This is a genomic window from Streptomyces sp. NPDC001709, from assembly GCF_053596375.1.
Window position 1 is genome coordinate 70,196 of record NZ_JBSFGB010000001.1, and the last position, 20,274, is coordinate 90,469.

A 20,274-nucleotide genomic window follows, 5' to 3' on the forward strand; every position below is an offset into this window, starting at 1 on the left:
GCACGCCAACTGCGCGACGGTGGGGGCTAATTGACTCCGGCGGCCGCCAGGGCTCGCGCGGCCTCGATCACCGGGGCGTGCGTGTGCACGACCGCGTCCGCGCCCCGGCCGCTCATCTGCCGAGCGCGTTCCGCCGAGGGGGGGGGTGGGCGGCCGGCCGGTCGGACATGTTCCTGAGGTGCCGCAGGATGCCGTGGGAGTCGTCGCACTCCTCGACATCGCGGTCCAGGTCCCCCCAGATCCCGCGTACGACGTCCTTGATCTCGTGTGCGACGGGCGCGGTGGACTCGTCGCCGAACAGGTCGGTGACCGGTCCGTCGAAGTCGAGCAGCACGGCGTGTGCGCCCAGGAGCAGCCGCCGCAGAGCCACGCGTTCGTCGAGTGGGCCGCCCATCGAACTCCTCCCGCCACCCCGGCCAGTGTGGACCACCGACGGCCACGCTGCCAGCACCGCAGGTCATGTCATGGCGCGGGCGCGGGGCGAGCGGGGCACAAGTGTGCGTCCGGTCGCCGTCCGGAGCGACCGGGTTCGATGAGTCGACGGCGTCTGGCACGATGCACGCCCGCGGAAGGAGTAGCGTGCTGCCACCTCTGCACCCTGCACCGGTGGTAACGCGAGAGAAACGGGCAATGTCCCCCCAATCAGCTTCGGTTGCTCGACTGCACGCGGTCGAGGTGAGCGGCGACGAGAGTCTGGTCGAGGGCCCGCTCCACGGGTATCACCACGAGACGTACGTCTTCCCGCTGCTCGGCGAGGCGGGCCGGGTGCGGCCGGGGCGGTGGAAGTGCCGGGAGCCGCGGCCCGACCTGCTGTGGTTCGACCGGCGCTGCTTCGCCTCGGAGGAGCAGTTGCTGCAGGATCTTCAGGGGCGGATCCGCGGCATTCCCGAGATCGCCGAGGTCGGCGGCATCAGCCTGATGCGTTTCATCGAGGGCCGCACGCTCGGCTCCCTGCACACCTCCGGCAGGCCCGTCCCGGACGTCTACCACCTGCAGATCGTCGAGCTCTTCCGGCAGCTGGCCGCCGTGGCGCCCACGAGCCTTCGGGCGGCGCGACGATGCGATCCGGAGGACCGCCCGGACGACGGTGACACCGAGGGTTTCCTCGAACGGCTCGTCCATTTCACCGAGCACCGGGTCTACCGGCACAACCTCGACCGGTTCGAGGGGCTCTTCCGGGAACTGGGCGTGCACGACGACGCGTTCGCCCACCTGCGAAAGCACGTCTCCGGCCTCACCCGGCGCCCGTTCAGCCTGCTCCACGCCGACCTGCACCGCGAGAACTTCATCGTGGACGCCGAACAACGCCTGTGGACCATCGACTGGGAACTCGCCATGGTCGGCGATCCGCTCTACGAACTGGCGACCCACCTCCATCTGATGCGCTACCCGGCGGGACAGGCGCGCAGGGTGGCCGAGCTGTGGCACACCACCGTGGAGGAGGTGCGCCCCGGCAGCACGAACGGCTGGCACAAGGACCTGCCGCTGCTGCTCGGCTACAAGCGGGCCCAGTCCGTCATCACCGATGTCATCCGCTCCGCCCTGATGCTGGGTGCCGTACCGGACGCCGGCTGGCGGCAGCTCGCGCCCGCGGCGCTGAAGCTGCGCCGGATCCTCACCCAGGCCGCCGTGCCGCTGGGCCTGGACCCGGTACCGGGTCCCTACCGGATCGCGTCGGCGCTGACGCGCTGGTGCCGCGAGCACGGCACCCGCCCGGAAGCCGTGCGCTGACTGCCCTCTGCCGTACGGGACCCGGCCGATCGGCCGTATCGTGGTGAGCGTCGTCAGGGACTTCCTCGCCGCCGCCGAGGAGAGGGGGCTTTCGAGGAGGGGCTTCCCGCAGCGCCAAACTGCCGCCCCTGCCCGCCCTGCGGCCCCGGTCCCGGCCCGGTGTCAACCCGTACCTGGCCCGCGCCCTGGCCTGACCCAGCCCGCCCGGCCGACCTTGCGTACGCTCCCCTCATGGGTGAGATGGGTCTGCGTGAGCGCAAGAAGCAGCGGATGTACCAGGACGTGTCGGACATCGCCGTGCGGCTGTTCCTGGAGCGGGGCTTCGACGCGGTGTCCGTGGCCGAGGTCGCGGCGGCGGCCGGGATCTCCAAGCCGACCCTCTTCCGGTACTTCCCGGCCAAGGAGGACCTGGTCCTGCACCGGATCGCGGACCACGAGACGGAGGCCGCGCGGGTGGTCGCCGGTGCGGCCGACCCGGTGGATGCGCTGCGCCGCCACTTCCTCGCCGGGCTGGAACGCAACGACCCGGTCACCGGCCTCAACGACCATCCCGCGGTGCTCGCCTTCCACACCCTGCTCTACGGCACCCCGGCCCTGGTGGCGCGGGCGTACGGCCACCTGGAGCGGTCCGAGGCGGCGCTGGCCGAGGCGCTCGGGGACGGGTTGGACGCCCGGCTGGCCGCGGGGCAGATCATCGCCGTGCAGCGCATCCTCGCGCTGGAGAACTGGCGGCGGATCGCGGCGGGAGAGCGGGCCGAGGAGGTGGCTCCGGATGCCGTACGGGCGGCCGAGCGGGCGTTCCGGCGGCTGGGGGAGGGGCTGCGGGAGCTGAAGCGTGAATCCTGAGGCTTGGTTAAAAATGTGACTCGGTAATGTTTTGGCGTACGCTGGTGTCATGACGTCACTCGACCCCGCCCTCACCGACACCCTCCACACCGAGCGCGCCTACCACGACACCTGTCGTGCCGCCCTCGCCGCGATGGTCGAGGGCGCCGCGGAACAGGTCGTCATCGGCGAGGACGTCTCCGCCTCCGGGGCCGACGCCGAGGTCCTCGGCTACCGGTTGCGCAGCCAGGCCAAGGCGCTGCGCGAACTGCCGCCCGGGCCGCTGTTCTTCGGCCGCCTGGACTTCTCCGGCGGCGACCCCGAGCACGGCGGGCAGAACTACCACGTGGGCCGGCTGCGGATCACCGAGGACCCGGCCGTCCCGCCCCTCGTGGTCGACTGGCGGGCCCCCGTCTCCCGCGCCTTCTACCAGGCGAGCGCCCGCGACCCGCGCGGCGTCGAGGTACGGCGCCGGTTCGGCTGGGCGCCCGGCAGCACCGGCGACTCCGCCGACCTGACCGGTCTGGAGGACGAGCACCTGGGCCGGGGCGAGTCGCGGACCAGCGACATCGTGGCCCGCGAGATCGAGCGGCCGCGCGTCGGACCCATGCGGGACATCGCCGCCACCATCCAGCCCGAGCAGGACGACCTGGTCCGCGCCGCCCTCACCGACTCGGTGTGCGTGCAGGGCGCGCCCGGCACCGGCAAGACCGCCGTGGGCCTGCACCGCGCCGCCTATCTCCTGTACACCCACCCCAAACGACTCCAGCGCGCCGGCCTGCTCATCCTCGGCCCCAACCGCACCTTCCTGTCGTACATCGCCGAGGTCCTGCCCTCGCTCGGCGAGTCGGGCGTGCGCCAGTCCACCCTGCTGGAGGAGATCGCCCGCCGGCCGGTCACCGGCAGCGAGCCGGTGGAGACCGCCGCGGTCAAGCACGACGCCCGGATGGCCGAGGTGCTGCGCCGGGCGCTGTACGCGCGCGTGACCACCGACGGCGTGACCGACCTCGCCGTGCGGGACGGCTCCAGCCGGTGGCGGGTACCCGCCGGTGAACTGACCGACATCGTCGAGGCGGTGCGCGCCGAGGAACCGCCGTACGCCGTCGGCCGCGAGCGGGTACGCGCCCGGGTGGCAGGGCGGCTGCGCGAGCGGGCCGAACGGCGCTCCGGGGTGCTGCCCGCCTCCTGGGTGCGCCGTGTCGAACGGGCCCGGCCGCTCACCGAGCACCTCGACCTGGTCTGGCCCAAGGTCCGCCCCGAGGAGGTCCTCGCCGAACTCCTCACCGACGCACGGGCGTTGGCGCGCGCGGCCGACGGCCTGCTGGACCCCGGCGAGCAGTCGGCGCTGCTCTGGCCGCGCCCGCCGCGCTCGTACAAGTCGGCCCGCTGGTCGGCCGCGGACGCCGTGCTGCTGGACGAACTGTCCGGACTGATCGAACACCCCGAGGGCTACGGGCACATCGTCGTGGACGAGGCGCAGGACCTCTCCCCCATGGAGTGCCGGGCGATCGCCCGCCGGGCGGTCTTCGGCTCGCTGACCGTCCTCGGCGACCTCGCCCAGGGCACCACCGCGTGGGCCGCCCGCGACTGGTCCGTCCAGCTGCGCCACCTCGGCCGGCCGGACGCGGCGGTGGTGCCGCTGACCACCGGGTTCCGGGTGCCTGCGGCGGTGGTGGAACTGGCCAACCGCCTCCTGCCCCGCCTGGACGTGTCGGTCCCCCCGGCCGGCTCCCTGCGCGCGGACGGCGAGCTGCGGATCCGCCCGACGGACGACGTGCCGGGCACGACCGTGACCGCCGTGCGCGAGGCGCTGGCCCAGGAGGGCTCGGTGGGCGTCGTGGCGGCCGACGCGGACGTGGCGGCCGTGCGGCAGGCGCTCACGGCGGCGGGTGTCGCCACGGCCGGTCCGGACGCGCTCGGCGCCCGGGTGACCGTGGTGGCGGCGAGCATGGTCAAGGGCCTGGAGTACGACCATGTCGTCGCCGTGGAACCGGCCGCCGTCGTGGAGGCGGAGGAGCGCGGCGCGCACCGGCTGTACGTGGTCCTGACCCGCGCGGTGTCCCGGCTGGACGTGGTCCACGCACGCCCGTTGCCGTTCTGACGCGGGTTGCGTGCGGGACCATGACCGACACTGAAGCCGCGGCCGCGAACAGGTCATGGACATCGGGATAGGGCCCCTGTGGGCGCCCGTACCGCGCGTCGCCGGACCGGCGTTCACCGACAGCTGCCCGCCCGGCGACAACCTCATGCTGCACGCCGCCGTCCACCGCGCCGAGGTCAGAGGCCGCGTTCGATCATGTCGATGACGTGCTGGCCGGCGTCGTGCGCCTGGGTGGGGTGGAGGCCGCGGAGGGGACCGTCGATGAGGAGGGCGGCGAGGCCGTGGACGGCGGACCAGGCGAGGAACTCGGCGCCGGGGCGGCGGTCTTCGGGCAACAGGCCGTTCTCCACGAGGCCGTCGAGGGCGGTGCCGAGCAGCTCGAAGGGGGTCTTCCCGGTGTCGCCCGCGGCGGTGTCGGCTGCGGCGTGGGTCATGTCGCCCGGGACGTGGAAGGCCACCCGGAACAGGCCCGGTTCCTCCTGCGCGAAGCGGAGGTAGCCGGTGCCGACGGCCCGGAAGCGGGCCCGGGCGGCCTCGGCGGGGTCCGCGGTGGGCCGTAGGGCGGCCTGCTCGGCCTCCATCGTGCGGGCGACCTGGGCCATCGCCGCCTGGGAGACGGCGTGCAGCAGCGCGTTCCGGTCGGCGAAGTGCCGGTAGGCGGCGTTGGGGACGACCCCGGCCTGTCGGGTGGCAGCGCGCAGCACGACGGCCTCCGGGCCGCCCTGACGGGCCAGTTCGAGACCGGCTCGGATCAGCGCGTTGCGGAGGTCGCCGTGGCGGTAGCTGTCCCGCTTCGCCTTGCCGGTCGATGTGCCGCCGCTGGCCCTGTCTCCGCTCCCGGCGTCGGTCCCGGTGTCGTTCTCGGTCCCCGGCACGGCCACCCGCCTCCAATGTGGACAGCATCCACTTGTCTCGTCTAGGCTCCTGCATGATCGGTCGGGGGGTGCGGATCATCACGCCGCCCGAATGTGGACATCGTACACAAGCTTGGCCGCGAGACAGCACCGGCACATCAGACCCCGAGGAGCCCCAGATGCGTACCCTGATCAGCACCGCCTTCATCTCGCTCGACGGCGTTGTGGAAGCCCCGGGCGGCGAGCCCGGCTACCGGAACTCCGGCTGGACCTTCAAGGACGTCGAGTTCCTCCCTGAAGCGTTCGACATCAAGGGCCGGGAGCAGAAGGAAGCCACGGCGATGCTGCTGGGCCGGGTCAGCTACGAGGCGTTCAGCCCGGTGTGGCCGGACATGGAGGACTTCGCCGACTACAAGCCGATGCCGAAGTACGTCGTCTCCACCAGCCTCACCCAGGACCGCCTGGTGTCGAATTGGGGCGAGACCACGATCCTGCGCTCGCTCGACGAGGTCGCGGCGCTGAAGCAGACCGAGGGCGGCCCGATCATCGTCCACGGCAGCGCCTCCCTCAACGGGGCCCTTTCGGACGCCGGCCTGATCGACCGTTACCACCTGCTCGTCTTCCCGCTCCTGCTCGGCGCGGGCAAGCGTCTGTTCAGCGCCACCGACAAGGACGCCCAGAAGCTGAAGCTCGTCGAGCACGAGGTCTACGCCAACGGCCTGCAGAAGAACGTCTTCGACGTCGTCCGCTGACAAGGCTCCCTTCACGCACCGACATACATCGCCAGATGCTCCCCCGTCAGCGTCGAGCGCGCGGCGACCAGGTCGGCCGGGGTGCCCTCGAAGACGACGCGGCCGCCGTCGTGCCCGGCCCCCGGCCCGAGGTCGACGATCCAGTCCGCGTGGGCCATGACCGCCTGGTGGTGTTCGACGACGATGACCGACTTGCCGGAGTCCACCAGCCGGTCGAGCAGACCGAGCAGCTGCTCGACGTCGGCCAGGTGGAGGCCCGTCGTCGGCTCGTCGAGGATGTAGACGCCGCCCTTGTCGGCCATGTGCGTGGCCAGCTTCAGCCGCTGGCGTTCGCCGCCGGAGAGCGTGGTGAGCGGCTGGCCCAGGGTGAGGTAGCCGAGGCCGACGTCCGACATCCGCTCGAGGATCTTGTGCGCGGCCGGTGTGCGCGCCTCGCCCGCCGCGAAGAACTCCTCCGCCTCCGTCACCGACATCGCCAGCACCTCCGCGATGTCCCGCCCGCCGAAGGTGTACTCCAGCACCGAGGCCTCGAACCGCTTGCCCTCGCACTCCTCGCAGGTCGTGGCGACACCGGCCATCATCGCCAGGTCGGTGTAGATGACACCGGCGCCGTTGCAGGTGGGGCAGGCGCCCTCGGAGTTGGCGCTGAACAGGGCCGGCTTCACGCCGTTGGCCTTGGCGAACGCCTTGCGGATCGGCTCCAGCAGCCCGGTGTACGTCGCCGGGTTGCTGCGCCGCGAGCCGCGGATCGGGGCCTGGTCGATGGACACGACGTCCGCGCCCGAGGGGAGCGAACCGTGTACCAGCGAGCTCTTGCCGGAGCCGGCGACACCCGTGACGACGCACAGCACGCCCAGCGGGATGTCGACATCCACGTTCTGGAGGTTGTGCGTCGTGGCGCCCCTGATCTCCAGGGCGCCGGCCGGCTTGCGCACCGTGTCCTTCACGGCGGCCCGGTCGTCCAGGTGGCGGCCGGTCAGCGTGCCGCTGGCCCGCAGCCCCTCCACGGTGCCCTCGAAGCAGACGGTGCCGCCCGCCGTACCGGCGCCGGGACCGAGGTCGACGACATGGTCGGCGATCGCGATCGCCTCCGGCTTGTGCTCCACGACCAGCACGGTGTTGCCCTTGTCGCGCAGCCGCAGCAGCAGCTCGTTCATCCGCTGGATGTCGTGCGGGTGCAGGCCGATCGTGGGCTCGTCGAAGACGTACGTCACGTCGGTGAGTGACGAGCCGAGGTGGCGGATCATCTTCACGCGCTGGGCCTCGCCGCCGGAGAGGGTGCCGGCCGGCCGGTCGAGCGAGAGGTAGCCGAGGCCGATCTCCACGAACGAGTCGAGGGTGTGCCGCAGCGACGCGAGCAGCGGCGCCACCGTCGGCTCGGCCAGCCCCCGCACCCACTCGGCCAGGTCGCTGATCTGCATCGCGCACGCGTCGGCGATGCTGACGCCCTCGATCTTCGAGGACCGGGCCGCCGCGGTGAGCCGGGTGCCCTCGCACTCGGGGCACACGGTGAAGGTGACCGCACGGTCCACGAAGGCCCGGATGTGCGGCTGCATGCCCTCCTTGTCCTTGGCGAGCATCGACTTCTGGATCCGCGGGATCAGACCCTCGTAGGTCATGTTGATGCCCGCGATCTTCATCCGGGTCGGCTCGCGGTACAGGAAGTCCTGCAGCTCCCGCTTGGTGAAGGCGCGGATCGGCTTGTCCGGGTCGTACAGGCCGGACTCGGTGTAGAGGCGGTAGTTCCAGCCGCCCGTCTTGTAGCCGGGGATGGTGAGGGCGCCCTCGTTGAGGGAGAGGGAGTCGTCGTAGAGCTGGGTGAGGTCGAGGTCGGAGACCGTGCCGCGGCCCTCGCAGCGCGGGCACATGCCGCCGGTGATGCTGAAGCTGCGCCGCTCCTTGATCTGCTGCCCGCCGCGCTCCACGGTGACCGCACCGGCACCGCTGATCGAGGCGACGTTGAAGGAGAACGCCTTGGGCGAGCCGATGTGCGGCCGCCCGAGCCGGCTGAACAGGATGCGCAGCATGGCGTTGGCGTCGGTGGTGGTGCCGACGGTGGAGCGCGGGTCGGCGCCCATCCGCTGCTGGTCCACGATGATCGCGGTGGTCAGCCCGTCGAGGACGTCGACCTCGGGCCGGGCCAGCGTCGGCATGAAGCCCTGTATGAACGCGCTGTACGTCTCGTTGATCAGCCGCTGCGACTCCGCGGCGATCGTGTCGAACACCAGCGAGCTCTTGCCCGAGCCGGACACACCGGTGAACACGGTCAGCCGGCGCTTGGGGAGTTCGACGCTGACGTCCTTGAGATTGTTCTCCCGGGCGCCGTGCACCCGGATCAGATCGTGGCTGTCGGCTGCGTGCGGTGCGGTGGCGTCGTCCATGGCGGTCACCGTAGCGGGGGCGGACCGCCGGGCGCTTCTCGAATCCTGACCACCTGTCCCGACCACCTGCCCTGACCACGTCCCCTGTCCGCTGCGGCCCGGCTACGCCGGTCCCGAGGTGTCGGCGGCCAGCGAGACGGCGAGCCCGCCGAGGACCGTCCCCATCAGCCATCGCTGGATCTTGAGCCAGGACGGGCGGCGGGCGAGGAAGACGGCGATCGTGCCGGCGGCGAGCACGATGGCGAGGTTCACCGCGATGCTCACGACGATCTGCACCGAGCCGAGCAGCAGGCCCTGGAGCAGCACATGGCCCCGGTCCAGATCGATGAACTGCGGGATGAGGGACACGTACATGATGGCGATCTTCGGATTGAGCAGGTTCGTCATCAGCCCCATGGCGAACAGCCTGCGCGGCGAGTCGTGCGGCACGTCCTGCGGGGCGAAGACGGAGATGCCGCCCGGCCTCAGGGCGTTCCAGGCGAGGTAGGCGAGGTAGCCGGCGCCGGCCAGCTTCACCGCGACATACAGCTCCGGTACGGCGAGGAAGACGACCGACAGGCCCAGGTTCGCGGCGAGCAGGTACACCATGAAGCCCAGCGCCACCCCGCCGAGGGAGATCATCCCGGCGCGTCTGCCCTGGGTGATGCTCCGGGAGACCAGATAGATCATGTTCGGGCCGGGGGTGAGCACCATGCCGAGTGCCACCACCGCCACGCCGACGATCCCGCTCACATCGACCACGAAAACCCCCCAGTCACGGTTGCGCTGCGGCGAGCGTAGGGCAGTGCAATGACTCAGTGCAATCAAAACATTGCACTCGGTGCAATCCTGTGCTGGGATGGCGTGTCGTGAAGGACTACCTGAGTGTCGCCGACGCGGTCGCCGAAGAGATCATCTCCGGCGCCCTGCGCCCCGGCGACCGCCTGCCCCCGCAGCGCGCGTTCGCGCGGCAGCGCGGCATCGCCAACTCCACCGCCACGCGCGTGTACCGGGAACTGGCCCGCCGCGGCCTGACGGTGGGGGAGGTGGGCCGCGGTACGTTCGTGCGCGCCGCGTCCACCGACCCCGGCGGCAGCGCCCTCGCGCTCACCGAACCGGCGGCCACCCGGGTCGACCTGGAGCTCAACTACCCGGCCGTACCCGAGCAGAGCGCCCTGCTCGCCGAGGGGCTCGGCGCGCTGCTGGGCCCCGACGCGCTCGGCCGGGCCCTGCGGCCGGTCGGCGCGTCCGGCCTGCCGGCCGTGCGGGAGTCCGCCGCCGGCCTCCTCGCCCGTGGCGGCTGGCGCCCCGACCCGGCGCGGATCCTGTTCGCGGGCAATGGACGGCAGGCCCTCTCGGCCGCCCTCGCCGCCCTCGTCCCGCCCGGTGGCCGCCTCGGTGTCGAGGAACTGACGTACCCCGTCGTCAAGGCCATGGCGGCCAGGCTCGGCATCACCCTCGTACCGCTGGCCATGGACGAGGACGGACTGGTCCCCGGGGCCGTGGCCGAGGCCCACGCCGCGGCCCCGCTGCACGCCGTCTACGTCCAGCCGCGGGTGCACAACCCGCTCTCGCTGTCGATGCCCGAGGGGCGGGTCGGGGCGCTGGCCGAGGTCCTGGCGCGGCTCGCGCTGCCGGCGGTCGAGGACGCCGTCTGGGCGTTCCTGCGCGACGAACTGCCGCCGCTCGCCGCCTACGCCCCCGAGCGGACCGTACTGATCGACAGCCTGTCCAAGCGCGTGGCGCCCGGTCTGACCCTCGGTTTCGCGGTGGCGCCGCCCGCGCTGGCGAGCGGGATCGGGGCCGCCCTGCGCGCGGGCGGCGGGACGCCCATGCGGTTCGCCCTGGAGGCCGCCCACCGCTGGCAGCAGGAGGGCACCGTACGGAAGCTGGTGCGGGCCAAGCAGCGGGAGGCGGCGGCCCGGCAGCGGATCGCCGCCCGGGAGCTCGCCGGTTTCGCCGTGCGGAGCGATCCGCGCTCCTACCACTGCTGGTGGCGGCTGCCGCAGCCGTGGCGCGCGGACACGTTCGTCGCCGCCGCCGCGCGGCACGGCATCGGGGTGGTGCCCGCGGCCGCGTTCACCATCGGCGACAGCCACGCCCCGGCCGCCGTCCGCCTCGGCCTCGCCACCGCGCGGCCGGACGCCCTCGCCCAGGCACTCGGCACGCTCGCCGGACTCGCCCGCTCGGCCCCGGAGGACCTGGTCACCGACTGAACGCGGGCCGGGGTGTCACATCCGTGCGCCCGGCGGTGTCTTCATGCCGAACCGGTAAGCACTTGAGGAGGACACCATGACGCTCCGCGTCCCGAAGGCCGAGCTCACCGCCGAGCTCACCAAGAGCATGGTCGAGCAGTTCGGTACCGTGTTCGAGCCCGTCCTGGCCACCTGGCACAACCCGGCGGTCACCGAGGCGGCCCAGGAGTTGGGGGCCCGGGTGAACGCGTGGGATGTGGCGGACGAGAGCCTGAAGTCGTTCGCGCACATGGCCGTCGCGGCACAGGTCGGCTGCAGCTGGTGCCTGGACATCAACTACTTCCAGGCGCAGAACAAGAACCTGGACCTGACCAAGGCGAGCCAGGTGCCGCGCTGGCGGGAGTCGGAGGCGTTCACGCCGCTGGAGCGGGACGTGATGGAGTACGCCGAGGCCATGACCAGTACCCCGCCGACCGTCACCGACGAGCTGTCCGCGAGCCTGCTGGACCGGCTCGGCCCGGCGGCGCTGGTCGAGCTGACCGCGACGATCGCCTTCGCCAACTTCGCGACCAGGAACAACACGGCGCTCGGGGTCACGTCGCAGGGCTTCTCCGACGCCTGCGAGATCCCCCTGGCCGTACGCCGGGAGCAGCCGGCTTCATGACCGAGGACCCCTTCCTCACCCACCGCGGCCTGCTCTTCACGGTCGCCTACGAGATGCTCGGCTCGGCGGCCGACGCGGAGGACGTGCTGCAGGAGTCCTGGCTGCGGTGGGCCGACGCCGACCGGTCGCAGGTGCGCGACCCGCGGGCGTACCTCGTCCGGATCGTCACCCGGCAGGCGCTCAACCGGTTGCGCACGCTGTCGCGCAGCCGCGAGGAGTACGTCGGCGAATGGCTGCCGGAACCGCTGCTGACCAGCCCCGATGTCGCCGAGGACGTCGAACTCGCGGAGAGCGTGTCGATCGCGATGCTGACGGTACTCGAAACGCTGGGGCCGACCGAGAGGGCGGTGTTCGTGCTCCGCGAGGTCTTCGACCTGTCGTACGGCGAGATCGCCGCGGCCGTCGGGAAGACGGCGGCCGCGGTACGGCAGATCGCCCGGCGGGCCCGCGAACACGTGGCGGCCCGGCGGCCGCGCGTGCGGGTGAGCCGCGCGGAGCAGCGGGCCGTGGTGGACCGCTTCCTGGCCGCACTGCGCACCGGGCAGCTGCGGGAGCTGCTGGAGATCATGTCCCCGGACGTGGTCATGATCACCGACGGCGGCGGGGTGGTCGCCGCGGCGCTGACTCCGTTCCACGGCGCCGACGTGGTGGCCGAGGTGCTCGCGCGCGTACACCGGCTGGTGGACACCCTGGACGTGGCGGCCGTATGGCTCAACGGCACACCGGCCGGCCGCATCGAGTTCGACGGCGAACCCAGCGCGGTGAGTCTCACGGTGGAGGACGGCCGGATCACCCGCATCCACGTGGTCCGCAACCCGCACAAGCTGACCCGCCTGGACGAGCCGGCCGAACTCGCCCGGTAGGCCCCGGCGTCCGCTCCCGGGTCAGGAGAAGTCGTACACGGCCCAGTCGGTGAGTGTGCGATAGCCGAGGCGCTGGTAGAGGGCGTTGCTGGTGGGGTTGGACAGGTCCGCGAACAGGACGACGTCCCTCGCGCCCGCGGCCAGCGCGGCCCGGCTCACCTCCGCCGTCACGGCACCCGCGTAGCCGCGGCCGCGCAGGTGGGCCGGGGTGTAGACGATGTCCACCTGGATCTGGCCACCGATCATCGGGTTCATTCCCGCGAGGGAGACGGGGGTGCCGTCCGGGGTCTCCCAGAGCGTGTAGCGCTTGTCGGCGAAGCGCGTTCTTGCCCAGGAGCCGGCGTCGAGGGAGACGTCCTCCCCGACGGCCCTGGCGAACTCGCCGCACCAGTACATGACGTGCTCGAGGTCCTGCTCGCCCAGGACACGGCCCCGGCCCGCCGGCAGCGGCTCCGGTGGGGTCAGCGTGCCGAGGCGGTACAGACGGAGCCGCGTGTCGCGCAGTTCCGGCGTCACCCCGGTGTGCCGCTGCCAGGCCCCGGCGAAAGCGGTGGCGGTGCCGTGGTCCGCGCTGACACGGGAAAGGGAGTGCCCGAGGGTGGCCAGGCGGGCGGCGAGGGAGTCGGCCTGCTCGGGCGTGAGCGGGGAGAGGCCCAGACCGCGGGGCGGGAGGCGGTAGAAGGTGGCGCGCACCTCGCCCGCTCGCTCCAGCACGCCGAAGACGGGGGCTTCGCCGCCGAACGACTCCGCCCCGCGCGCTCGCACTCTCTCGGCCCACGTCAGCTGCATGACGTGCGGGCCGGGCCGCGAGCGCAGGAAGCCTCCGGCCCGGGCGAGGAAGTCGTCGACGTCGTCCGTGAGGTGCCAGTCATCCGGGAGCATGCTTCAGGATTCCCCATGGCGGATATGCCATGATCCCGCAGATGAAGTTGGTTGCGATAACGCTCGACTGCCCTGATCCACCGGCCTTGGCGGCGTTCTACCAGCAGGCCACCGGCCTTGAACCGCACCCGAAGTCGGACGCCGACTTCGCGGGTCTGGTCGGTGAACACGGACTCTTCATCGGCTTTCAGCGGGTCGACGACTACCGGGCCCCGAGCTGGCCCGGCCAAGTCGTTCCCCAGCAGCTCCACATCTGCTTCGAGGTCGAGGAGGACTTGGACGAAGCCGAGGCCCGCCTCCTGGCGCTGGGCGCGGGAAAGCCGGATCACCAGCCGCACGGCGACAAGGCGCGGGTCCTCACCGATCCGGCCGGGCACCCCTTCTGCATCAGCACGCGCTGATGGTGGCTAGTTTCGGGAGCACGACGCCATCGTCACTCGGGAGATGCCAACGCATGAACACGCCACCATCGCCACCAGCCGCGGAGCGGACCGACGGATCGTCCGTCCGGATCGGTGCCCTCGTTCCGCTGACTCGGCCCGGCTGGGTCGAGGCGGGCCGACACCTGCTCGCCGGCCTGGAGTTGGGCGTTCGCGACGTCAATGACGCGGGCGGGATCGCCGGAAGGCCAGTCGAGCTGGTGGTCCGGGACACCGCGGCCGATCCGCAGAGGGCCGCGGCGGCCGTGGACGAACTGGCTCGCCTGGGCGTGGCCGCCCTGGCGGGGGAGTACCACAGCGTCGTCGCCCGCTCCGCTGCCACCAGGGCCGACGCCCTCGGCCTGCCGTACCTCTGCTCGTCAGCGGTTCTCGACGCGCTCACCGACCAGCCGACGGAATGGGTCGCGCGCCTGTCCCCGCCGCAGTCCCGCGGCTGGCGGGTCTACGCGGACTTCCTGCTCGGCGCGGGCCACAGCCGCATAGCCGTAGCAGCCCAGCCGAGTGTCTACTGGGCAACCGGGACCCGCATCCTGCGGGACCACCTCGCCCCACGCGGCGGCACCGTCATCGAACTCGACATGAGTGCGCTGACCCCCGCAGACCTGTGCGACGAACTCGCCCACCATCGCGCGACAGCCCTCCTCCTGCTGGTCGGCCACCCGGATCCGGCAGTGCCGATCGTCAGGTCCGTCCGCCGGGACCGGCGCCTCGCCGGGGTCATGATCGGTGCTCCGGCCGGGCAACCGGAGTTCGCCGAATGGGCGGCGTTGCTGGGCGACGACGGAGCCGGGGTCCCGTTCCTGCGCTACCTGCCCGAGCGCCTCGGCCCACTCGGTGTACGAGTCGGGACGGCCCTGCGCGAGCGGCTGGCCGAAGCGCCCTCCTTCGTCGTCTTCGAGGGCTACGACACGATCGCCGTCCTCGCCGAGGTGCTGCGTTCTCACGGCACGGACCGGGCGCGCACGGCCGAATCCTGGCCGCACGCCGCGGTCGAAGGCACCCGCGGGGAGATCCGGTTCTCCCGCACGCCAGGCATCAGCGTGTGGCAATGGGCTCGGACGCCGGTCCAGGTCGTTGACCGGGATCCGGCGGAGCCCGATCGCTTCCGGGTCCGCTACGCCGAGTGAGTCGATCCCCGACACACTTTTGCAAGCGGGTGCTTGCAATTGTTAGCGAGGGTGGGGCAAGGTGGAGGCATGGCATCGCTGAACGTCGGCAATCTCGGTGAGTATCTGCGCGAGCAGCGGCGGAACGCCCAGCTGTCGCTGCGGCAGCTCGCCGACGCCGCCGGGGTGTCCAATCCGTACCTGAGCCAGATCGAGCGCGGGCTGCGCAAGCCCAGCGCGGAGGTGCTCCAGCAGGTCGCCAAGGCCCTGCGCATCTCCGCCGAGACGCTGTACGTCCGCGCCGGGATCCTCGACGCCGAGCGGGACCGGGACGAGGTGGAGACGCGCGCCGTCATCCTCGCCGATCCCTCGCTGAACGAGCGGCAGAAGCAGGTGCTGCTCCAGATCTACGAGTCCTTCCGGAAAGAGAACGGATTCGGGATCGGCGAGCCCGCGGCGGACGAGGACGCGGATCAGGGCTTCGAAGAGGACACCGCCGACAACGCCGACACCGCCGTGCCCGGCACCGGCACGGCGGACGGACACGATGCCGATGCGGGTCCGCGGCGGACGGCCGGATAACCGGACCAGGGCGCCGGCCGCCACACCGCGGACCACACCAACCTCAGCCGAACGCGAATCCGGGAGGACCTGATCACCATGGCCATCACCGACGACCTGCGCAAGACCCTCAGCGACCCGACTCCGCTCTACTTCGCCGCCGGCACCGCGGACCTCGCCTTCCAGCAGGCCAAGAAGGTGCCCGCCCTGGTCGAGCAGCTGCGCGCCGAGGCCCCGGCCCGCATCGAGGCCGTGCGCAACACCGACCCGAAGGCCGTGCAGGAGAAGGCCGCCGCCCGCGCCAAGGAGGCGCAGGAGACCCTCCAGACCAAGGTCAACGAGTTCCTCGGCACCCTCGACGTCGACCTGAAGAAGATCGGCGAGCAGGCCCAGGACCTCGCCCTGCGCGGCGTCGGCGTCGCCGCCGAGTACGCCGTCAAGGCCCGCGAGACCTACGAGAAGGTCGCCGAGCACGGCGAGCAGGCCGTGAAGAGCTGGCGCGGCGAGGCCGCCGAGGAGATCGAGGACCTCGCGATCGCCGTCGAGGGCAAGTCCGAGCCGGCCGAGGACGAGCCGAAGCCGGCCGCGTCAGAGGCGGGGGCCGAGCCCGCCGCCGACAAGAAGCCGGTGGCGAAGAAGACGCCGGCTCCGCGCAAGAGCACCACGGCGAAGAAGACGGTCCCGCCGGCCAAGTGACCGGCACGGCCGGGATGACAAAGGGCCGGGCACCTTGGGGGTGTCCGGCCCGTTGTACGGGTACGGTGGCTGTACGGACGAGTCGAATCAGGTGGTGGGCATTGTGCTGACGACGGCAATCGGCGGAGTGATGTGGCTGATCTTCACCGCCATGCTGGCGTTCGCCATCGTGGCGTTCGTGATGGCCGCGATCTACCGCGAGGACGCGTACCGCGCCGCGGACAAGCAGAACAAGGGGTTCTGGCTGATCATCCTGGGCGTCGCGGTCGCGGTGAACCTGTTCGTGCCCTGGCTGTTCCTGCAGCTCGCGGGTCTGGTAGCCACGATCGTCTTCTTCGTGGACGTACGTCCCGCGCTCCAGCAGGTCTCAGGCGGCAGGGGCTTCCGTCGCCGCGGGGGGCGGGGGAGCAGCAGCGACGGTCCGTACGGCCCTTGGAACGGCGGCCGCTAGAAGGCGCTACGGCGAGACCCCGATCACCGCGTCCGATCCAGCAGGACAACCGCGACGTCGTCGGTCAGTTCCCCACCGTTGAGGTCCCGCACCTCACTCACCGCGGCCCGCAGCAGCCCCTCACCCCGCAAACCCTCGGAGAGCTGGCGGCGGATCATCGCCACCATCCCGTCCTGCCCCAGCCGCTCCCCGCTCTCGCCGACCCGGCCCTCGATCAGGCCGTCGGTGTAGAGCATCAGGCTCCACTCGGCGCCCAGTTCCACCTGCATCCGGGGCCAGCGGGCACCGGGCAGCAGGCCGAGGGCGGGGCCGTTGTTGTCGTAGGGGAGCAGCCGGGCGGGCCGGCCCGGTCGGGCGACCAGCGGCGCCGGGTGCCCGGCCAGGCACAGGCCCGCACTCCGGCCGTCCGGCGCGATGTCCACCGTGCACAGCGTCGCGAAGATCTCCTCGTCGGCGCGCTCGTGCTCCAGCACCTCCTGCAGCGTGCTCAGCAGCTCGTCCCCGCACAGCCCGGCGAGCGTCAGCGCCCGCCAGGCGATGCGCAGCTCCACGCCGAGCGCGGCCTCGTCCGGGCCGTGGCCGCAGACGTCGCCGATCATGGCGTGCACGGTGCCGTCGGGGGTGCGGACGGCGTCGTAGAAGTCGCCGCCGAGCAGCGCCCGGGAGCGGCCGGGGCGGTAGCGGGCGGCGAAGCGCAGCGAGGAGCCCTCCAGCAGGGGCGTGGGCAGCAGCCCGCGCTCCAGACGGCGGTTCTCCTGTGCGCGCAGCCGGCCCTCGGCCAGGCGCCGCTCGGCGGTGTCGGAGCGTTTGCGCTCCACCGCGTAGCGGATGGCGCGGCTGAGCAGCCGGCCGTCCAGCTCGTCCCGGAAGAGGTAGTCCTGGGCGCCGACGCGCACGGCCTCGGCGCCGCGCTCGGCGTCGGCGGAGGCGGTCAGCGCGAGCACGGCATGCCGGGGCGCGAGCCGGAGCACGTGCTTGAGCACGGCCAGCTCGTCGTCGGTGTCGCTGCCGCCCGGCGCCGGGAGCGCCAGGTCCAGCAGGATGCAGTGGACGTCGTCGGTGAGCAGCCGCTCGGCCTCGGTGAGGTTGCGGGCGGTGCGCACGCGGATCGGCTTGCCGGCCGAGTCCAGCAGGTCGGGCACGATCGGCGAACCGGCCGGATCGTCCTCGATCAGCAGCAGGGTGAGAGTGGCGCCGGTGCCGCTGGTGGGCGTGGCGTCGCGGTGGGCCTCTTCCTTGAGGGGGCCGCCGACTGCGGTGGCGGCCTGCGCCTGACCACTCTCCACGGCCGGGATCGCTCTCTGCCGCGGTACGGGTACGGGCATCGTCTTGGTTTCCTTCCCTCCCCCCGAGGGCACGGCGGCACCGAGGGTCTCGAAGCCACCGACGGGTGACCATAGCGGCATCGACCGCCCCGATGGAATGGTGTGAGCGGCGTCGCTCCCGCGCAGGCCGCTGTCATATGCCGCGTTCCGTACGACAGTTGGACAGGGTGCCCCGGTGCGGGGGATGACGAAGCTCACGTCCGGCCCGGGTTTGGGCGGAGGTTGGCGGTGCGGTGGGTCACATGACGTGGGTCACGGGGATTGCCCCGCACCGCCCCCGCGCCCCGGCCGTGAGGCCTACGCGTCGGGTCGTACGACGCCCAGGATCGGCATCGAACCGGCGCCCGCGATCGTCACCGTGCGCCCGGGGCGCGGGGCCTGGATGATCGCGCCGTCGCCGATGTAGATGGCGACATGGCTGGCGTCGTCGAAGTAGATGATGAGGTCGCCGGGGCGCATGTCCTTGATGTCGACGTGCTTGAGCTGCTTCCACTGCTCCTGCGAGGTGCGCGGGATGGGGTGGCCGGCCGCGGCCCAGGCCTGGGAGGTCAGGCCGGAGCAGTCGTAGGACTTCGGGCCCTCGGCGCCCCACACATACGGCTTGCCGAGCTGGTCGGAGGCGAACGCGACCGCCTTCTCGCCCTGCGCGGACGCCTTGCCGTGGATCCTCTTGAGGATGCCGGTGTCCAGCCAGGCGGTCTGCGCCTTCAGCGCGTCCTGCTCCTCCAGCTTGGCGAGCCGCTCCCTGTCCTTCTTCTCCAGCTCGGACTGGAGCTTCTCGGCGGCGGAGATCTGCTGCTGGATCTTCCTCTTCGCGGCGGCCTTGGCCTGGCTCTCGGCGTCCAGTTTCTTCCACCGGTCGGCGGCGTCGGTGGCGTAGGCCTGCAACTGTTCCTGGGTGCTGGTCACTTCGCTCATCAGCGACTTCGTCGCCCGCTGGCCCTGGAGTACCAGTCCGGCCCCCTCCAGGACCTGCCCGGGATCGTCGCTGAGCAGGAACTGGGCGGTGGGTGGCATGCCGCCGGTGCGGTACTGCTCGCGGGCGGCCGCGCCCGCCTGGTCCTTGAGTCTGGCGAGCTTCTGCTGTCCCTCGTCGATCTTCCTGGCCAGCGCGACGATCTCGGCGGACTGCTGTTTCGCCTTCTCCTCCGCCGCGTTGTAGGCGTCGGTGGCGACGGCCGCGTCGTGGTAGAGCTTGTCGAGCTTCTCGCGGACCTTCTCAAGGTCCTTGCCCGGTGCGGGAGTCGGCGATGCGCTCGGGGTCGGCTCCGGGTCGGCGAAGGCCGTGCCGGGCGCGCCCAGCACGGTCACCGCGCAGACCACGGTCACGGCGGCCGAGAGGATGCTGCGCTTGCCCCAGCCCATCACACATGCCCCCAAAGCTGATTTACCGTCAGTAACTTACGGTGCCCCGGGGATGGTGTCACGTTGCGCCACAAAACGACAGGGGGAGGAGTTCCCCCCTGAACCGCCCAGCATGACGATCTCCCCGCCGGTGTGACGAACGAGCCACGGGATCCGTTCCGTCTCACCGCCCGCGCGCGGGTGGTGTCAGCCCTGCGGTGCCAAGGCCGCCCAGGCCACGGTCACTTCGCCCTGCCGCCAGCGGGCCGGGGAGTCCGTCACCGGCCAGTCGGCCGTCAGGTCCCGCACCGCGCGCAGCCAGCGCTGACGGGCGCCGTAGGAGGCGTAGGGCGCGGCGGCGGCCCAGGCGCGGTCGAAGTCGCGCAGGAAGGCGTGCACCGGCTCGCCGGGTACGTTCCGGTGGATCAGCGCCTTCGGCAGCCGCTCGGCGAGGTCGGACGGCTGCTGCAGCGAGCCCAGCCGGGTGGCGAAGGTGACGGTACGCGGCCCTTCCGGGCCGAGCGCCACCCACACGTGCCGCCGCCCGATCTCGTCGCACGTCCCCTCGACCAGCAGCCCGCCGCGCGAGCCGCCGCCGGCCGGGGCGAGCCGCGCGCACAGCCGCTCCCAGACGGCGGCGACCTGCGTCTCGTCGTACTGGCGCAGCACGTTGGCGGCCCGGATGAGCACCGGCCGCCCGGACACGGGCACCTCGAAGCCGCCGTGCGCGAAGGTCAGGCCCTGCCGCTCGTACGCCTTCGCCGCCGCGACCCGCGCCGGTTCGATCTCGATGCCGACGACGCGTGCGCGGGGCGCGACGGTGTTCAGGCGCCCGAGGAGCTCTACGGCGGTCCAGGGAGCTGCGCCGTAACCGAGGTCGATGGCCAGCGGGTCGTCGGCGCGCCGCAGTTCGCCGCCGTGTGTGGCGGCTATCCAGCGGTCCATGCGGCGGAGCCGGTTGGGGTTCGTGGTCCCGCGCGTCACGTTTCCCACGGGGCGGGGCGCTGCGCGGGCTATCACGGTACGAGGGTAAGCGAGCGCGTCGGACACAGCCCCGCGCGTCGGTGGGGCGCCCCACCGAAGGTAATGATTGGGCAAAGCCCCTTGGCCGGGAAATGGCGCAG

At 72.1% G+C, this 20,274-nt stretch carries 20 protein-coding genes and 1 pseudogene; 13 read left to right on the forward strand and 8 right to left on the reverse strand.

What is annotated here, in order from left to right:
* Positions 1 to 112: 112 nt before the first annotated feature.
* Entirely contained in the window at positions 113 to 394 is a 282-nt protein-coding gene (locus ACWC0C_RS00390) for a hypothetical protein (protein WP_450860483.1), read from the reverse strand.
* Positions 395 to 630: 236 nt separating this feature from the next.
* Between ACWC0C_RS00390 and ACWC0C_RS00395 the strand changes: the two genes are divergently transcribed.
* The 4 genes and pseudogenes from ACWC0C_RS00395 to ACWC0C_RS00410 all read left to right on the forward strand — a co-directional run.
* On the forward strand, positions 631 to 1,731 hold the full coding sequence (locus ACWC0C_RS00395) for a phosphotransferase family protein (RefSeq protein ID WP_449197574.1): 1,101 nt from the start codon (positions 631 to 633) through the stop codon (positions 1,729 to 1,731).
* Positions 1,732 to 1,962: 231 nt separating this feature from the next.
* Positions 1,963 to 2,577 (forward strand): TetR family transcriptional regulator, encoded by a 615-nt coding sequence (locus tag ACWC0C_RS00400; RefSeq protein ID WP_450860485.1) that lies wholly within the window; start codon positions 1,963 to 1,965, stop codon positions 2,575 to 2,577.
* A 49-nt stretch (positions 2,578 to 2,626) separates the two neighbouring features.
* Positions 2,627 to 4,657, forward strand: a complete 2,031-nt coding sequence (locus tag ACWC0C_RS00405) for a HelD family protein (RefSeq protein WP_450860487.1) — start codon at positions 2,627 to 2,629, stop codon at positions 4,655 to 4,657.
* A gap of 40 nt (positions 4,658 to 4,697) precedes the next feature.
* Positions 4,698 to 4,829 (forward strand): annotated as a pseudogene (locus tag ACWC0C_RS00410) (RraA family protein); the annotation flags it as partial.
* A gap of 4 nt (positions 4,830 to 4,833) precedes the next feature.
* Here the strand turns inward: ACWC0C_RS00410 and ACWC0C_RS00415 are convergent.
* Entirely contained in the window at positions 4,834 to 5,532 is a 699-nt protein-coding gene (locus ACWC0C_RS00415) for a TetR/AcrR family transcriptional regulator (RefSeq protein WP_450860489.1), read from the reverse strand.
* Positions 5,533 to 5,690: 158 nt separating this feature from the next.
* Between ACWC0C_RS00415 and ACWC0C_RS00420 the strand changes: the two genes are divergently transcribed.
* A complete protein-coding gene (locus ACWC0C_RS00420; protein ID WP_450860491.1) occupies positions 5,691 to 6,263 on the forward strand; it encodes a dihydrofolate reductase family protein in 573 nt (190 codons plus the stop codon).
* A gap of 11 nt (positions 6,264 to 6,274) precedes the next feature.
* Here ACWC0C_RS00420 and ACWC0C_RS00425 read toward each other — a convergent pair whose 3' ends face one another.
* A complete protein-coding gene (locus tag ACWC0C_RS00425) occupies positions 6,275 to 8,644 on the reverse strand; it encodes an ATP-binding cassette domain-containing protein (RefSeq protein WP_450860493.1) in 2,370 nt (789 codons plus the stop codon).
* 102 nt (positions 8,645 to 8,746) lie between these two features.
* Positions 8,747 to 9,385, reverse strand: coding sequence for a LysE family translocator (locus tag ACWC0C_RS00430; RefSeq protein ID WP_449197580.1), 639 nt, complete (start codon positions 9,383 to 9,385; stop codon positions 8,747 to 8,749).
* A gap of 107 nt (positions 9,386 to 9,492) precedes the next feature.
* Here ACWC0C_RS00430 and ACWC0C_RS00435 point away from each other — a divergent pair, with 107 nt between their 5' ends.
* From ACWC0C_RS00435 to ACWC0C_RS00445, 3 genes are all read left to right on the forward strand, one after another.
* Entirely contained in the window at positions 9,493 to 10,839 is a 1,347-nt protein-coding gene (locus ACWC0C_RS00435) for an aminotransferase-like domain-containing protein (protein WP_450860495.1), read from the forward strand.
* 76 nt (positions 10,840 to 10,915) lie between these two features.
* Positions 10,916 to 11,482 (forward strand): carboxymuconolactone decarboxylase family protein, encoded by a 567-nt coding sequence (locus ACWC0C_RS00440; RefSeq protein ID WP_450860497.1) that lies wholly within the window; start codon positions 10,916 to 10,918, stop codon positions 11,480 to 11,482.
* Entirely contained in the window at positions 11,479 to 12,345 is an 867-nt protein-coding gene (locus ACWC0C_RS00445) for an RNA polymerase sigma-70 factor (RefSeq protein WP_450860499.1), read from the forward strand. Before ACWC0C_RS00440 ends, ACWC0C_RS00445 begins: the two co-directional genes overlap by 4 nt.
* A 21-nt stretch (positions 12,346 to 12,366) precedes the next feature.
* On the opposite strand, the gene ACWC0C_RS00450 is transcribed toward ACWC0C_RS00445, so the two are convergent.
* The gene (locus ACWC0C_RS00450) at positions 12,367 to 13,227 is read right to left on the reverse strand and encodes a GNAT family N-acetyltransferase (protein WP_450860501.1); all 861 of its coding nucleotides are present in this window, start codon (positions 13,225 to 13,227) and stop codon (positions 12,367 to 12,369) included.
* Between the two features lie 29 nt (positions 13,228 to 13,256).
* On the opposite strand from ACWC0C_RS00450, the gene ACWC0C_RS00455 reads away from it, so the two are divergent.
* The 5 genes from ACWC0C_RS00455 (at position 13,257) to ACWC0C_RS00475 (ending at position 16,481) form a co-directional block, all read left to right on the forward strand.
* A complete protein-coding gene (locus tag ACWC0C_RS00455) occupies positions 13,257 to 13,628 on the forward strand; it encodes a VOC family protein (protein WP_450860503.1) in 372 nt (123 codons plus the stop codon).
* Positions 13,629 to 13,681: 53 nt separating this feature from the next.
* A complete protein-coding gene (locus tag ACWC0C_RS00460; RefSeq protein ID WP_450860505.1) occupies positions 13,682 to 14,794 on the forward strand; it encodes an ABC transporter substrate-binding protein in 1,113 nt (370 codons plus the stop codon).
* Positions 14,795 to 14,863: 69 nt separating this feature from the next.
* Entirely contained in the window at positions 14,864 to 15,355 is a 492-nt protein-coding gene (locus ACWC0C_RS00465) for a helix-turn-helix domain-containing protein (protein WP_450860507.1), read from the forward strand.
* Positions 15,356 to 15,433: 78 nt separating this feature from the next.
* On the forward strand, positions 15,434 to 16,030 hold the full coding sequence (locus tag ACWC0C_RS00470; RefSeq protein WP_449197588.1) for a hypothetical protein: 597 nt from the start codon (positions 15,434 to 15,436) through the stop codon (positions 16,028 to 16,030).
* Between the two features lie 130 nt (positions 16,031 to 16,160).
* Positions 16,161 to 16,481, forward strand: coding sequence for a DUF2516 family protein (locus tag ACWC0C_RS00475; protein WP_449197693.1), 321 nt, complete (start codon positions 16,161 to 16,163; stop codon positions 16,479 to 16,481).
* Between the two features lie 23 nt (positions 16,482 to 16,504).
* On the opposite strand, the gene ACWC0C_RS00480 is transcribed toward ACWC0C_RS00475, so the two are convergent.
* The 3 genes from ACWC0C_RS00480 to ACWC0C_RS00490 form a co-directional block, all read right to left on the reverse strand.
* Positions 16,505 to 17,806: a PP2C family protein-serine/threonine phosphatase gene (locus tag ACWC0C_RS00480; RefSeq protein WP_450860509.1), complete on the reverse strand. Its 1,302-nt coding sequence runs from the start codon at positions 17,804 to 17,806 to the stop codon at positions 16,505 to 16,507.
* 297 nt (positions 17,807 to 18,103) lie between these two features.
* The gene (locus ACWC0C_RS00485; protein WP_450860511.1) at positions 18,104 to 19,171 is read right to left on the reverse strand and encodes an NlpC/P60 family protein; all 1,068 of its coding nucleotides are present in this window, start codon (positions 19,169 to 19,171) and stop codon (positions 18,104 to 18,106) included.
* A 186-nt stretch (positions 19,172 to 19,357) separates the two neighbouring features.
* Positions 19,358 to 20,143 carry a class I SAM-dependent methyltransferase gene (locus ACWC0C_RS00490; protein WP_450861116.1) on the reverse strand — a complete coding sequence of 262 codons (786 nt, stop codon included), beginning with the start codon at positions 20,141 to 20,143 and terminating at the stop codon, positions 19,358 to 19,360.
* Positions 20,144 to 20,274 lie beyond the last annotated feature (131 nt).